This is a genomic window from Lysinibacillus sp. Ag94, from assembly GCF_023242215.1.
In the GTDB taxonomy this organism is placed as follows: Bacteria; Bacillota; Bacilli; order Bacillales_A; family Planococcaceae; genus Lysinibacillus.
In genome coordinates, this window is record NZ_CP096780.1 from 96,914 (window position 1) to 111,949 (window position 15,036).

A 15,036-nucleotide genomic window follows, 5' to 3' on the forward strand; every position below is an offset into this window, starting at 1 on the left:
ATCGATCGAGGACTTAACCAAAATGTTTGAAACATTCAATGCACCGTTTATCCAGTTTTGAAAGAATAATCTTTCAAGGGTTTCAAGATACGAGTAGTTCGAGGAAGCGATGGAGAGAAGGAAGGAGCGTACTCAAGTACGTGACTGACTGAACGACAGAAGCTGACGAAGAAATACGATGTATATTGAAAGCCGAAAATAGTCTAGTGATGATGGCAAAGAGGTCACACCCGTTCCCATACCGAACACGGAAGTTAAGCTCTTTAGCGCCGATGGTAGTTGGGGGCTTCCCCCTGTGAGAGTAGGACGTCGCTAGGCAATGTAAAGTCTGAGATTTTTTCTCAGGCTTTTTTATTTTTTTAGGCTGCCTTATACAATAAATGTATAGGACAGCCTTTTTTCTTCAATCAGCAATGTTCTCTGTGCGACAGCAATAACAATTACGCAAGGCAAAATCTAAAATTCAAGGGAGTTTCGAAGATTATTTAAATAAGATTGGCTAATGGGTAGTTCACTGCCATCCTTTAGAGTGACAACAAAATTAGAAGTAAGATCACGAGCTATTTTTTTTATGAAATGAATATTAACAATATAAGACCTGTGAATGCGAATAAAAGATGACGGTAGACGCATTTGAAGTTCTTTAAGAGTAATACTTGTTTTAAATTGTTCCCCCTCTACATAAAACCACGTTTTTTTCTGCAGGCTTTCAATATGAGAGATTTTTTCTATTGCAACAGGATTCCATTCCTCTTCTTGCTTTCCAGTTAAAAATTGAAAGGGCTCTAATTTCTTTTCGGTAAAGGTTGAAGGTAAAACTACAACAAGAGCAGCAGGCTCATCTAATATGTTTATAGGATAACCTATTCCATAATAGGGTGTTTCGAATAAGGAATTATCTAAAACGGCATCTGTTCGTTTCCTTGTGCGTAGTACTTGCTCGGCAATGCTACCAGACTGTACTTGTTGACCTATTTCCAAGTTAATGTTTTGATGTCCAGAATGAAAATAGATATAGGAGTTTTCAGCAGCAATTGCAATGGATGAATTGGCTGGAACCCAGTCTTTTAACATTGAAATAAACTGTTGCGATATATCTTTTGACAAAGAATTAAACTCATTTTTCATTGTGAATATCCCCCTTGTTTGTAAACAGTTTACCAAATTTCGTCGCCCGAAAAAGCGGTTTTATCATTAAAATTTGGTATTTTATCTAAAAATAATGAAAATTCAGATGTACTGTTATATATTAATTTATAACAAATAAACCTGTTGTGGAACAGATGATTGAAAGTTTTTTAACAGAGTATATTGTATACAAAGGGGAAGGTGGAATTTCAATATGTCAACACGTCAAGAAAAAATCCAAGCATTAGAAAAACAATGGGCAGAGAACCCTCGTTGGGCAGGTATTGAACGCACATATTCAGCTGAAGAGGTTATTAAGCTACAGGGCTCTGTAGTACTTGAACAAACTTTAGCAACTAAAGGTGCGGCTCGACTTTGGAAGTCTTTACAAGAAGAACCGTTCATTAATGCATTAGGTGCATTGACTGGTAATCAAGCTGTACAGCAAGTAAAAGCAGGATTAAAAGCAATCTACTTATCGGGCTGGCAAGTCGCTGCTGATGCTAACCTTTCAGGTCAAATGTACCCTGATCAATCCTTATATCCAGCAAACTCTGTTCCAGCAGTAGTGAAGCGTATTAACCAAGCTTTACAACGTGCAGACCAAATCGATCATGCTGAAGGACGTGTAGATCAATTTGATTGGTTCGCTCCAATCGTAGCAGATGCTGAGGCTGGCTTCGGTGGTCCTCTAAACGTATTTGAGCTTGTAAAAGGAATGATTGAAGCTGGAGCCGCTGGTGTTCACTTAGAAGACCAATTAGCTTCTGAGAAAAAGTGCGGTCACTTAGGTGGTAAAGTGTTACTTCCAACCCAAAATGCTGTTCGTAACTTAATCGCTGCTCGTCTTGCAACAGACGTAATGGGCGTTGATACGATTTTAATCGCACGTACAGATGCTGATGCTGCTGATATGGTAACATCTGATATCGATCCGCGTGATGCTGAGTTTATTACGGGTGAACGTACTCCAGAAGGCTTCTTCCGTACAAAACCAGGCATCAAACAAGCGATTGCTCGTGGTTTAGCTTACGCGCCATATGCAGACTTGATTTGGTGTGAAACGTCTAAACCATCTCTTGAGGAAGCTCGTGAATTTGCGGCAGCTATTCATGCTGAATTCCCAGGTAAATTACTAGCATACAACTGCTCACCTTCTTTCAACTGGAAAGCAAATTTATCAGAAGAAGAAATCGCAGAATATCAACGCGAGCTAGGTAAATTAGGTTACAAATTCCAATTCGTAACATTAGCTGGTTTCCACGCATTAAACCACTCTATGTTTGAGCTTGCACATGATTATAAAGATAATGGTATGGCTGCATACTCTAAGTTACAACAAGCTGAGTTTGCATCAGAATCAAAAGGCTACACAGCTACACGTCACCAACGTGAAGTGGGTACTGGTTACTTTGATGATGTATCTCAAGTTATCTCTGGCGGTACTTCTTCTACAACAGCGATGGCTGGTTCTACAGAGACAGAACAATTCGTTTAAGTTTCACAAAGTACGCGTATTCCTAAATTCATAATCATAGATTAGTCTCCTCCGCACCTCCTAAAGCGGGGGATGACTACTTAAATTCGCAAAGGTGGGGGAAATAACTGATGGAACAAGCAACAACAGGTAAGCTTAAAATTGTTGGGGAACAAAACGAGCAGACAAAAGAAATTTTAACACCAGAAGCCATTGAGTTTGTTCTTGCCCTGCACGAAAAATTTGATGCTCGTCGAAAAGAGCTGTTAGAGGCTCGTCAAGAACGTCAAAAGCGTCTTGATGCAGGTGAGAAACTCGACTTCTTACCAGAAACAAAGAAGATCCGTGAGGGAGATTGGACAATTGCATCACTTCCAGCAGATTTGCAAGACCGTCGTGTAGAAATTACAGGTCCTGTTGACCGTAAGATGGTTATTAATGCATTAAACTCTGGTGCAAAAATGTTTATGGCTTGCTTCGAGGATGCATCTGCCCCGACATGGGAAAACATGATTGGCGGTCAAATTAATATGCGTGATGCTATTAATAAGACAATTGAATTTACACAAGCATCTAATGGTAAAACGTATAAATTAAACGAAAACACAGCTGTGTTATTAGTTCGTCCACGTGGTCTTCATTTACTTGAAAAGCATGTACTAGTAGATGGTGAACCGATCTCTGGTAGCTTCTTTGATTTCGGTCTGTATTTATTCCACAATGCTAAAAATGCATTGGCACAAGGTACAGGACCTTATTTCTACCTACCAAAGCTTGAAAGCCATTTGGAGGCTCGCTTATGGAATGATGTCTTTGTGTTTGCACAAGATTATATCGGAATTCCACAAGGGACAATTAAGGCTACTGTATTAATCGAAACAATTTTAGCAGCATTTGAAATGGATGAAATTTTATATGAATTACGCGAACATTCAGCTGGTCTGAATTGTGGGCGTTGGGATTACATTTTCAGTTATATCAAACGTCTGCGCAATCAGCCTGGTGTAATTTTACCGGACCGTGGGCAAGTGACAATGACTGTACCATTCATGAAGGCCTATACGTCATTATGTATTCAAACATGTCATAAACGTAATGCTCCTGCGATGGGCGGTATGGCAGCGCAAATCCCTGTTAAAGGAGATGACGACGCGAATGCTGTAGCGTTTGCAAAGGTTGCAGAAGATAAACGTCGTGAGGCAACAGATGGCCATGATGGAACTTGGGTAGCGCATCCGGGTATGGTTGCAACGGCTATGGAACAGTTTGATGCGATTATGACGACACCAAACCAAATCCATAAAAAGCGTGAGGATGTAAATGTTACAGCGGAAGATTTAGTAGCTGTGCCAGAAGGTACAATTACACTTGAAGGTCTTCGTATTAACTGTAGTGTAGGGGTTCAGTACATTGCTTCTTGGTTACGAGGCAACGGAGCTGCACCGATTAACAACTTAATGGAGGATGCTGCAACTGCAGAAATTTCTCGTACACAAGTATGGCAATGGATTCGTCATCCAAAAGGTGTTTTAGATGATGGCCGTGGTATTACATTGGCCTTTGTACTAGATATCTTGGAGGAAGAGCTTGTAAAAATTAAAGAGGCTGTTGGGGAACAAGCCTATAACAGCGGACGCTATGGAGAAGCTGCTGAGCTGTTTAAATCTTTAATTGAACAAGATGAATTTGTGGAATTCTTGACGCTTCCAGGCTACGAAAAATTAGCTTAACTTGCTTTTAGCATAATTGATTTGAAATACGAATCTACGAAACGAACATATCCAAACTTCCCTAAATTGTTGTGGACTAAACTCGAATGGAGTCCACCATATTCCACTAGTGTAACGGACGGGGTCTGTTCCCTTGTTCCTTACTAAATGAACACGGTTACAAAAAAGGGGTCTATTATAAAAAGAGATTTAAATAGGTGAAGGATGTCTTACGAGCTTAGATGGGGAGCTTGTAAGGCATTTTTTTGTTGATGAAATTTATGATGCATTTGCGATAGTTGAAAGGGGATTTCCCGAATTAATCAGGGATATCTCCTTTTTTCGATTGTTCATATTGAATATAAAAATCAACTGTTCTCATTTTTAAATGGACAAAAAATGATTATTTGTTATATTAGCTATATAACAACTTTGGAGATGATATGAATGTTTATTCAAATAGAGCCACAATCTGAAGTACCAATCTATGAACAGGTAACACGGCAAATTATTGAAGGTATTGCAAGAGGAGAAATGAAGCCAGGAGATACCCTACCATCTGTACGTAGTTTAGCGGCTGATCTGGGCGTCAATATGCACACAGTTAATAAAAGCTATCATGAGCTGGAGGAAAAGGGGATCATTACTATAAGAGCCAAATCAGGTGCTATTATTCGTTCAACAGAGGAGCGAGCATTAACTGCTGAACAATTTCAACAAATTGAAAAAAGCCTAAAGCCTGTTGTGGTAGAAGGGATGGTGCTCGGCGCAACAGCTGAACAAATCGAGCACATGATAAAAAAGGTATTTTCTGATTTGCAAATACCTGCAGAAGGGGTGTAGCACATGCTACTTTTCGTTTTCTTAACCGTCTACCTCTTTACATTAGCTCTACAAGTATTTGTTCCATATATAGTACGAGAGACAATCATTTTTGGCGTTACTGTACCTGAACAAAATGTAAAGCATCCCGCATTACGTAATATGAAAAAGCATTATGCTCAAATCGTTGGAATTTCTGGTGTCCTATTATTAATGATAATGATTTTTAGCTATTATTACTTTGCACAATTTGAGGCTATGCAAAGTATTTTACTGCTTGGCTGCTTATTTGCAATGCTTGCAGTCAGTATGACATTATATTGGATAAACCATCAAAAAATTTTAAAACTTAAAAAGGAAGGGCAATGGGGCTTAACTATAAAACAAGTTCGTGCTGTTGACTTAACGGCACGTAGTCGTGATGAAATGCTTCCATGGCCATTTTATGTAATCCCTTTTGGCGTTACAGCACTTCTAATTATCTTTACATTCCGCCATTATGATCAAATACCAGATCACATTGCTGTACACTGGGGACCTAGCGGTGAAGCGGATTCTTGGAGAAGCAAAACTTATTTTACTGTTATTTCACTGCCACTTGTTATGTTGATGCTACAATGTATGATGTGGGGAACTGTAGATTCTATAAAGCATTCAGCAATCAAGTTGGCTGTTAACCGTAAGGAAGAATCATTGGAAGAGCAGTTAAAAAGCCGAAAGTATATGAGTTGGAGCATTATGTTATTAAGCTATGCCTTTACAATATTATTTACAGTATTACAGCTAAGCAACATCTACCCTTCAATGGCTACAGCAAAAAGTCTACTACCGGTATTTATTTTGTTCTTATTGCTTGTTCTTGGCTTAGTCCTCGTTTATGCCTGGAAGAAACGCAAGCTGAGGGTGAGCTATGGAGACAATGTCGTTTCAGAAGTAATGGATGTTGATGAGGATCGCTATTGGAAGGGTGGATTAATTTATGCGAATCGTCAAGATCCTTCCGTTTTTGTAGAGAAACGCTTTGGGGTCGGTTGGACGATGAATTTTGCAAATCCACGTGGCTATATCGTAATTGGTTTGCCATTACTTATATTGCTGTTTATTTCTTTCTTTTCGTTATAATATGAAAAATGAAGTTATCAATTATGCCTCGGCATAATTTTGTGACATCCGCCGGAGACTTTAACTTTTTTCGGCGGATTTTTTGTTAAAATAGTGTACCAGAAACAAGTTGGATGGAGGTTGACCTGAATGAAAATTCTTGTTGTAGATGATGATGTACATATTTTACAGCTAGTAAATATTTATCTGACAAGAGAGGGCTATCAGGTGATACAGGCGGAAAACGGACACCAGGCTCTTAAACTACTTGAAGGAAACTTGCCTGATTTGGCAATTGTAGATGTTATGATGCCAGGAATGGATGGTTTTACATTAACCGAGACCTTGAGCCAGGAGTACGATATCCCCGTATTGTTATTAACAGCAAAAGGCGAGCTTGAGGACAAAGAACGAGGGTTTTTGGCAGGCTCAGACGACTATGTTGTAAAGCCTTTTGAACCTAAAGAATTGCTGTTTCGCATAGCCGCGATATTGCGTAGATTCGATAAGAAAAATCAGGTAACCATCCAGGTGGGTAGACTCGTTATTGATCGTCGAAGCTTTGAGGTTGTTATTGGGGAAGATACACTTGTTCTACCTTTAAAGGAATTTGAATTATTGGCATTACTAGCATCTCGCCCGAATCAGGTGTTTACACGTAGCTTTATTATGGAGCAGGTGTGGGGCTATGATTACGATGGAGATGAGCAGACTTTAAATACACATGTGAAGCGGATTCGTGAACGTCTTCATCGTTATAAATCAGATGTTGAGATTACAACAGTGCGTGGTGTTGGCTATAAGCTTGAGGTTAGCACATGATAAAAACGTTATATAGTAGATTTGTTGTCACGACGATGGTCGTTATGATTGGCAGCTTATGTATCGGCTTTTTAGCGACAAATACGTATTATCATCAAGTTGTGAAGGAAAAAAACGATGCTAAAAATGTGAAAATTGCGCAGGAAATTGCAAAATACATTGAGTCTTCAAAGCCTAATGATTTAGATAATTATTTAACGACTCTTGGTGAAATAGGCTATCAAATTTATGTAACAACTGATGGCGAAGGGCATTTCTTCGGCGGTGAGTATCGTGATAAAACATTACCATCAAATACAGTCAAGCGTGTTTTAAACGGGGAAATTTATCATGGTATGCGCGATTTTCCAAAAGAGACTTTTGTGACAGGCTTTTTTGCGAATGAGTTAATTAATACGATAGGTGTGCCGTTTACTTATGAAAATAAGCAGTATGCGCTGTTCATTAGACCTGATATTCGCTTGTTGTTCTCTGAAGTGCATACGATACTTGGTGGACTTATGCTTACGATGACAGTACTTAGTCTATTGGCAATGCTACTTTTTGCGAAGGCTCTAATTCGCCCTATTACAAAACTAACAGAGGCAACACATCAGCTTGCACATGAAAAATTCGATACGCTACTGGATATAGATCGAGCAGATGAGATTGGACAATTAGCGGTTAGCTTTAATGTCATGACAGAAAAATTACAGGAAAATGATCGAATACGTAAAGAATTTATCAGTAATGTATCACATGATTTTCAGTCACCATTGTTGAATATTCAAGGCTATGTAGATTTACTAAAGAATCCCTTGCTGACCGACAAGGAGAGGCAGGAATATACAACGATTATTGAGCTAGAAACGAAGCGTATGTCGACATTAACGAAGCAATTACTATTACTAACATCACTCGATCAATCTACAAGGCTGTTAAAGTGTGAGCCTTATCGTTTAGATGAGCAATTAAAGGAAACCATAAGAAAATATCGCTGGCAGCTTGAAGACGCTAATGTACAATTATCGTATCAGCTTGAACCAGTAACATATGATGGCGATGCGGGGTTATTACAAAATGTGTGGGATAATTTATTGACAAATGCCATTAAATACAATGTCGAAGGTGGAGAAATTCATATTCACATACAACAATCCTCAACCTCAGTTGAAGTGCTTATTGAGGATAGCGGCATAGGAATGACTGCCGAGCAGCTACAAAAGGTATTTGATCGCTTTTATCGAGTAGATGCGTCCAGAACAAAGCAAGGTACTGGGCTTGGACTAGCCATCGTGAAGCAAATTGCTGCGTTACATGGAGGAACGGTTCATATGGACAGTGTTATAAATTCCGGTACGAAGGTGCGTGTCCACTTACCTAAACTGTAATGAGGAGTTCCTGTAAAGTTTATGTTCACAAGATAAACTGCTAAATAAGTTGAACAGCTTAGGGTATCGTTTGGATCAAAAATGGAGTATACGCCTTATTCGTCTTGCTGCGATTTTTGCCTTAACGCTAGGCATGTGGTTCTACAATTTGAATCCATAGCAGAGCATTTACAATGATTTTCATTAGCTTTATTCAACGTTGTAATATTTATGGTAGATTAAAAAGAAGAAAAGAAGAACTAAATAATATACCGCGTCATCATCTTTAATAAGAGTGACACGGTATTTTTTATGAACAACAGCTTTGTTTGGCTCGTTATACGGAAATTAACCCTACGTTAAGCTGAGTCCTTTATTTAATATTTTCAAGGGACTTCTTAAGCCATTTTGTTGCCTCCGTATAATCCTGTGCAACACCGTGTCCTTTTTTGTAAAACATACCAAGCTGGAATTGTGCTTTTTGATGCCCTTGATTGGCAGCGAGTCGATACAGCTGGGCAGCCTTCGCAAAATCCTTTGGTACCCCTTGCCCATGACTGTGCATTTGAGCCAATTGATATTGTGCTTTGGCATGTCCCTTAGCGGCAGCTTGTTCAATCCATTTCGCAGCCTCCGTATAATCCTGTTCGACACCTTTACCCTTATCAAATAAATTACCGAGCTGATATTGAGCACCGGCATGTCCTTGGGTTGCAGCGAGTCGATAGCAGCGTCGTGCCTCCTCTAGGTCCTGCTCGACCCCTAATCCGTGCTCATATAATAACCCTAATTGATATTCAGACTGAATATGGGATTGATCAGTAGCGGCCCTCCACCATTTTACTGCTTCGTCATAATTCAATTCAGCTTCATATAATAACCCTAGCTCGTACTGAGCATCAGCATACCCCTTTTCAGCAGCCGCTTTGAAGTAAGGGAGAGCTTCCTCTGGTTGCTGAAGGTGGTATATATAAATACGTCCAAGCTCAAAGCCCGCACTTATATGTCCGTTGCTAGCGGCTAGCTGTAACCACTTTTTAGCTAAAGTTATATCGTTTTCTTTAACATAGAGCACACCGAGACAGTATTGGGCATTCAAGTGTCCTTTATGTGCTGCAAGCTTAAACCATTTTATAGCCTCTAGGCGATCATAAGGAATACCTTGTCCAGTGTTATATAGCATAGCTAATTGAAATTCTGCATTTGTATGGTCTTGAAGTGCAGCTAAATGGAACCATTGCGCAGCTTCTTCAAAATTTTGCGAGATGCCACGACCTTTAAGGTACATATAGCCAAGATTATATTGAGCACTAGCATCACCTGCTAATGCAGCCATTTCAAAATAGGTTATAGCTTCCTCATAGCTTTGCTCGACACCAGTCCCATTGTGATAAAGGAATCCAAGATTATTTTGAGCGCTTGTATTTCCTGAATTGGCTGCTAGCATGTACCATTTTGCTGCCTTGGAAAAGTTTAGTGGCATACCGAGTCCTTGATTGTATAGGACTCCTAGATTGTACTGCGCATCTGCATTATCTAAATCTGCAGCCGCTTTATAATAGTGAGCGGCTTCTTCATAATTTTGCATAACACCATGACCTAAATGATAGAGCACACCTAAGCTATAAAGTGCGTTTGCATCATTTTGCGCAGCAGCACGTTCATACCACATTTTTGCTACTGCATAATCTTTCTTTACACCACGCCCTTGATTATAAAGAGCGCCTAAATTATATTGAGCACTAGCATTCCCTTGTTTTGCGGCAAGCTCAAACCAGTCTGCAGCTGTTTTATAGGCCTCGGTTGATTGGTCATCTTGAAGTAGCGTATTTATATCAAAAGCTGAGGTTATATCTTCAAAGCGGGAGCTTTGCCGCATCAACTTTTCCTTGAAGGTACGGTCATAGCGTTCGATAAACCATTCGACAATATCACTTATATAATCAAGAACAATTTTTGCCGCCTTTGCCTCCACAACTTCACTTCTATTACTAGAAGTCATTTTGCTTACAAGATTCATTAATAAATAAATGCGGCGTGGATGAATTTTTGCAACAAAGCTACGATTATTGAGTAATGATCGTCTATTTTTTAGCTTTGGTTCAGTATGCATTTCCAGCTTATAAAGTTCATATAAAACTTCCTCCAGTACTAGGAGTGATTTTTGAAGGGATAGAGCTGGCTTTGCAATGGCGAGCGAGCTAGCCTCCTGTAAATTTTCAGCCAATTTCACCATGCACAAAGCCTTTAACTTCTTACATTGATCTTGGACAATTTTATATTGTACAACGATAGCAATCACCTATTTCATAAAATTCTTCTTTGTATGCTCTTCACTAAAAATTTGGATATTTAATTTGTTATTAGTTGATTTCTGTTCCGACTGGGTGAACTTTTGAGGATTAGCGATAGAGGAACGAAGGCTACATCACTCCTAGATAACGCCCTTGGACCAATATCGTGCAGTTGCGGTTGCTAACGGAGCAGAAATCACAATACACTACGAATGATAGCCTTTTTTCATATATCGGGAAAATACCGTTATTGTTGAATTGTCCTCGATACATGATACTATTTGTTATAAGGAGATTTGTTGAAATTCAGTAACGATTATTAGAGAGTGCATATGCCAAAGTTTCATATTATCCGGGGGATAAAAATGATGAAAAATATTGCAGCCATTATACCAGCCTATAATCCACAACAGTCACTTATAACCTATGTCCACCAATTATTAGCCACCACTATTAGTCAAGTTATTGTTGTCAATGATGGTAGCGACCAAAAATATGCAAATGTATTTGAAGAATTACAAAAGATTGACGGCTGTCGAGTACTAGAGCATGACCACAATATTGGTAAGGGAGGCGCACTAAAAACAGCCTTTGCCTATGTAATGGAGCAAAGGAGGATGTTTCAAGGTGTTATAACAGTAGGTGCTCATAGCCAACATACTTTACAGGATGTGAAGCTAGTTTTAACAATGACAAAGGTATTTTCTGAAGGAATTGTGTTAGGCGTACGTAATTTCCATTCCTCGGACAGTACGTTTTTATCATATTGGGCTAATCGAACAACAAGTTTGTTTTTTGAAATCCTTTATCATAGAAAACTGATGGATACACAAACTGGTTTACGCTTTATTTCTAAAAAAGAGCTTCCGTGGCTGATGAAAGTAAAAGGTGAACGATATGACTACGACACTAATATGTTGGTTGCGGCAATTAAAAGAAAATGTCCAATTTTTGAAGTAGAGATTGGTCAGCTACGAATAAAGAAAAATACAGTGATCCAGTATGATGAAATAACAAATGCAAGATCAATTATTGCTAAAATGCTTATGAATTATTTAAATCCAAGAGAAAATCACTATAGGTAAAGTAATATGCTAGGATAAAAATTACTCAAGAACGTAGCAAGCATAGAAAGAAGGAGAGCTATGATGATGGAATATTCAGATCAAGTGAAAAATCGTGTGAAACGGATGGAAGGTCAGCTACGTGGAATTTTAAAAATGATGGAAGAAGAAAAGGACTGTAAGGCAGTCATTACTCAATTATCGGCAGTACGCTCAGCAGTAGATCGTACAGTTGGTGTTATTGTTAGTACGAATCTTTTAGAATGTGTACAAAATGCTGAAGGTGATGGCGAGAAAATGAATGAAGCTATTCAAGAAGCAGTTAATTTAGTGGTGAAAAGCCGTTAAATAAAGGGAAGCCTATCTTATAAAAAAATCATCATAAAACTCACTTTAAAACAGGTGAGTTTTTATTTTTTTACAAAAATATAGTTTAATTCGATACTTATATTTTATTTAAAGGTACTTATACCTATTGATTATGAGTTATACATTTAGTTAAAAGTCATGGATAGTGAACTTGTCCGATAGAATTGTAGTTCCTTTCTCTGTTATTCTAATTACAAGAATATAACAAATGGAAGGTGATTTATTGTGAAGAAATTGTTGATAAGCGGAGCAGCATTACTGATGTTAAGTCCAACAGCAGCCTATGCTCAACATGCAGACGCTCGCTCAGTAAATACTTCCTCTGTGTTTGCTTATAATGTAGTAGCTGATAATAAAGTAACAACTTGGGATCAATTCACAACAGAAATCGTAAAGCAATTAAATAATTTCGCTCCTGAAATTAAAATTACATATAGTGGATCAATGACTGATTTCAAAAAGAATTTTATGAAGTCCTTTGAAAAAGCACAGGAACAAGCAGTCTATGCGAGTGGTCATATGGAGAGTACGGCTATTTCAGCAGACTCAATGGGTAATGTGACATTTAAAGTGAAGTATTTGACAAACCAAACGCAAGAAGCGGCTGTACAAAAAAAGGTTGATCAACTATTAAAAACGATTATTAAGCCTTCAATGAAAACAGAATTCGAAAAAGTAAAAGCGATTAATGATTATATTGTGTCAAATACTACATATGGTACTAAAACAAAGGCTAGTCCTCATAGTGCTTATGCATTGTTAATGGAAGGACAAGCTGTGTGTCAGGGCTACGCGTTAACAGCTTACAAAATGTTAGAACAAGCTGGATTCGATGTAAAATATGTTGTTGGTACTGTTAATAATAACGAGGCACATGCATGGAATTTAGTGAAGATTGATGGTAACTGGTATCATTTAGATACAACATGGAATGATCCATTACCAAATCGTTTCGGTGCTTCTTCGTATGATTATTTTTTAGTAACGGATGCACAGCTAAAGAAAGATCATAAATGGATAGCATCAAATTATCCTGCTGCAACAAGTACAAAATATAACTATATGCAAAATGTTCATTTTGCATATCAGGTTAATAATACGCTGTACTTTAGCAATACGGCAGACAAAGATAAATTGTATACGCTCGATTTAGCAAGTGGTAACAAAACAAAGGTCATTGATAAACGTGCTTTGTATATTACAGGAGCGGATAACTTTTTATATTTCAGTGATTACAGTAACAGTGGCTACTTAACAAAATTAAATCTTAAAACATTAAAAACTGAGGTGCTCGTGAAGCAAGTAGTTTCTGATTTAAGAATTAATGATAATTATTTAGTTTATAATGTTAATGGCAAAGAACAGAAGCTTAAAATAAAATAAACTTCAAATATTCTTTTCTATTTATAAAATGACAGCACAAAAGGACTTCCGAGTGAGTCCTTTGTGCTTTTTTTGTATATAATGAAAACAGGAAAACGGTTGGAGGTGAGGATTTTGTGGAAAAAATTAGCCATTATTGTAATTTTAATTATTTTTATTGACCCCATTTATACGGCTGGTAAAGCAGTTGTACAACAAGTAATAACTTGGGCAAATAATGATGAAATAGAAACGGCGCTTCTTTCAACAAAGGACAAAATCATAGATGTTACTGCTAAACTTTCAGAGAATACCTCCATTGAAACGGCCACACCTATAGAAGAAAAGCCAGAAGGAGGAGTCGTTACAGCTCCTGTAGCCAAAAAGCCTGAAGCAAAGTTAGTTGTAACAAATGCAAAGGAAATGGCTGATGCGATGTATGCATACTATAGTAGTTTTTCACCTACGTTTGAGATTCAATATAAAGGCGATACACAACGAATTGAACAGTTAGTGGAAGAAGCCTATGAAAATGCTATAAAACGAGATGATTATGTATATGGACATATTAGTAAGCATTCAATTCGTTTTGAATATGGAAGAAAAACAGCCAAAATCTTTGGAGAGCAAAGTTATTTAATGACACCAGAACAGGCATCATTTGTTGAAGTGAATGTGCAAGAGATTGTAGCCTCAATCAATAAGAAATCATTAAGTGATGTAGAGAAGGTTAGGGCTGTCAATGATTATATCGTCGCCAACACCGCCTATACGGATCAAACGAATTCAAGTCCACATAGCGCTTATACAGTGCTTGCAGAACATGGGGGCGTTTGTCAGGGCTATGCGTTGTTGGCACATTCGATGTTACAAAAGCTAGGTATAGAAACGAAATATATCATAGGCTATGTCGGACAGGAAGGACATGCTTGGAATTTAGTAAAGCTGGATGGTCAATGGTATCACCTTGATACAACATGGAATGACCCGGTGCCTGATCGTAAAGGGGCGGTTCGCTATCAATACTTTTTAGTGGATGATCGAACGATGGCAAAGGATCATACATGGATTGCTAAAGACTACCCGAAAGCAACGAGTACAATGTATAGCTACTTTCATAATGTAGATTTCGCTGCACAAGTAGGGCAACAAATATTTTATAGTAATGTTGCTGATGATAATAAGTTGTACGTGCTTGATTTACAAACTGGTAAATCGAAACGTGTCACTAAATCACGTGCACAGTACATCGTTTATGCAGATGGCTGGCTATATTTTAGTAATTATTCACAAGGAGCGTATTTAACAAAGATTCGCCCGGATGGAAGCGGCGAAAAAGTATTAAATAGGGAAGAAACGAAAGATTTATTTGTGCAGGACAACTATTTATATTTCACGACAAATGAACTGAAAAAAATGGCGCTTTAACTTGATCAATAAAAAGATATGAGTGTCATGCCAGAAGATACACTTTATGTGAAGTGGTTGATTGGACGACTCCTTGGGGATTAGCGTCACAGATGATATGCTGGAGCGAGA

General features: G+C 38.2%; 12 protein-coding genes, 1 rRNA gene and 1 other annotated feature (1 of these 14 running past the window's edge). Of the genes, 11 read left to right on the plus strand and 2 right to left on the minus strand.

Annotated elements, in window-relative coordinates; genetic code table 11:
• Positions 1-9: a sequence feature (most likely nonfunctional fraction of RNA operon), on the plus strand (it extends 437 nt beyond the left edge of the window).
• A gap of 193 nt (positions 10-202) precedes the next feature.
• Positions 203-318: ribosomal RNA gene (gene rrf / locus MY533_RS00495) — 5S ribosomal RNA — on the plus strand.
• Positions 319-456: 138 nt separating this feature from the next.
• Here the strand turns inward: rrf and MY533_RS00500 are convergent.
• Entirely contained in the window at positions 457-1,128 is a 672-nt protein-coding gene (locus MY533_RS00500; protein ID WP_248717626.1) for a LytTR family DNA-binding domain-containing protein, read from the minus strand.
• 214 nt (positions 1,129-1,342) lie between these two features.
• On the opposite strand from MY533_RS00500, the gene aceA reads away from it, so the two are divergent.
• From aceA to MY533_RS00530, 6 genes are all read left to right on the plus strand, one after another.
• Positions 1,343-2,626 carry an isocitrate lyase gene (gene aceA / locus MY533_RS00505; protein WP_132363653.1) on the plus strand — a complete coding sequence of 428 codons (1,284 nt, stop codon included), beginning with the start codon at positions 1,343-1,345 and terminating at the stop codon, positions 2,624-2,626.
• Positions 2,627-2,736: 110 nt separating this feature from the next.
• On the plus strand, positions 2,737-4,335 hold the full coding sequence (gene aceB / locus MY533_RS00510) for a malate synthase A (RefSeq protein WP_248717627.1): 1,599 nt from the start codon (positions 2,737-2,739) through the stop codon (positions 4,333-4,335).
• 426 nt (positions 4,336-4,761) lie between these two features.
• Complete coding sequence (locus MY533_RS00515; protein WP_248717628.1) at positions 4,762-5,157, plus strand: GntR family transcriptional regulator; 396 nt, start codon at positions 4,762-4,764, stop codon at positions 5,155-5,157.
• Between the two features lie 3 nt (positions 5,158-5,160).
• On the plus strand, positions 5,161-6,258 hold the full coding sequence (locus MY533_RS00520; RefSeq protein WP_248717629.1) for a DUF1648 domain-containing protein: 1,098 nt from the start codon (positions 5,161-5,163) through the stop codon (positions 6,256-6,258).
• Positions 6,259-6,387: 129 nt separating this feature from the next.
• Positions 6,388-7,059: a response regulator transcription factor gene (locus MY533_RS00525; protein WP_248717630.1), complete on the plus strand. Its 672-nt coding sequence runs from the start codon at positions 6,388-6,390 to the stop codon at positions 7,057-7,059.
• Complete coding sequence (locus MY533_RS00530; protein WP_248719118.1) at positions 7,059-8,429, plus strand: sensor histidine kinase; 1,371 nt, start codon at positions 7,059-7,061, stop codon at positions 8,427-8,429. Before MY533_RS00525 ends, MY533_RS00530 begins: the two co-directional genes overlap by 1 nt.
• Positions 8,430-8,781: 352 nt before the next feature.
• On the opposite strand, the gene MY533_RS00535 is transcribed toward MY533_RS00530, so the two are convergent.
• Complete coding sequence (locus MY533_RS00535) at positions 8,782-10,644, minus strand: tetratricopeptide repeat protein (RefSeq protein ID WP_248717631.1); 1,863 nt, start codon at positions 10,642-10,644, stop codon at positions 8,782-8,784.
• A 423-nt stretch (positions 10,645-11,067) separates the two neighbouring features.
• On the opposite strand from MY533_RS00535, the gene MY533_RS00540 reads away from it, so the two are divergent.
• The 4 genes from MY533_RS00540 to MY533_RS00555 all read left to right on the plus strand — a co-directional run bounded on the left by MY533_RS00540 (position 11,068) and on the right by MY533_RS00555 (position 14,925).
• Positions 11,068-11,787 (plus strand): glycosyltransferase family 2 protein, encoded by a 720-nt coding sequence (locus tag MY533_RS00540; protein WP_248717632.1) that lies wholly within the window; start codon positions 11,068-11,070, stop codon positions 11,785-11,787.
• A 66-nt stretch (positions 11,788-11,853) separates the two neighbouring features.
• Positions 11,854-12,114, plus strand: coding sequence for a metal-sensitive transcriptional regulator (locus MY533_RS00545; RefSeq protein WP_004233098.1), 261 nt, complete (start codon positions 11,854-11,856; stop codon positions 12,112-12,114).
• Between the two features lie 246 nt (positions 12,115-12,360).
• A complete protein-coding gene (locus MY533_RS00550) occupies positions 12,361-13,518 on the plus strand; it encodes a transglutaminase domain-containing protein (RefSeq protein WP_248717633.1) in 1,158 nt (385 codons plus the stop codon).
• Between the two features lie 105 nt (positions 13,519-13,623).
• Positions 13,624-14,925, plus strand: coding sequence for a transglutaminase domain-containing protein (locus tag MY533_RS00555; RefSeq protein WP_248717634.1), 1,302 nt, complete (start codon positions 13,624-13,626; stop codon positions 14,923-14,925).
• Positions 14,926-15,036 lie beyond the last annotated feature (111 nt).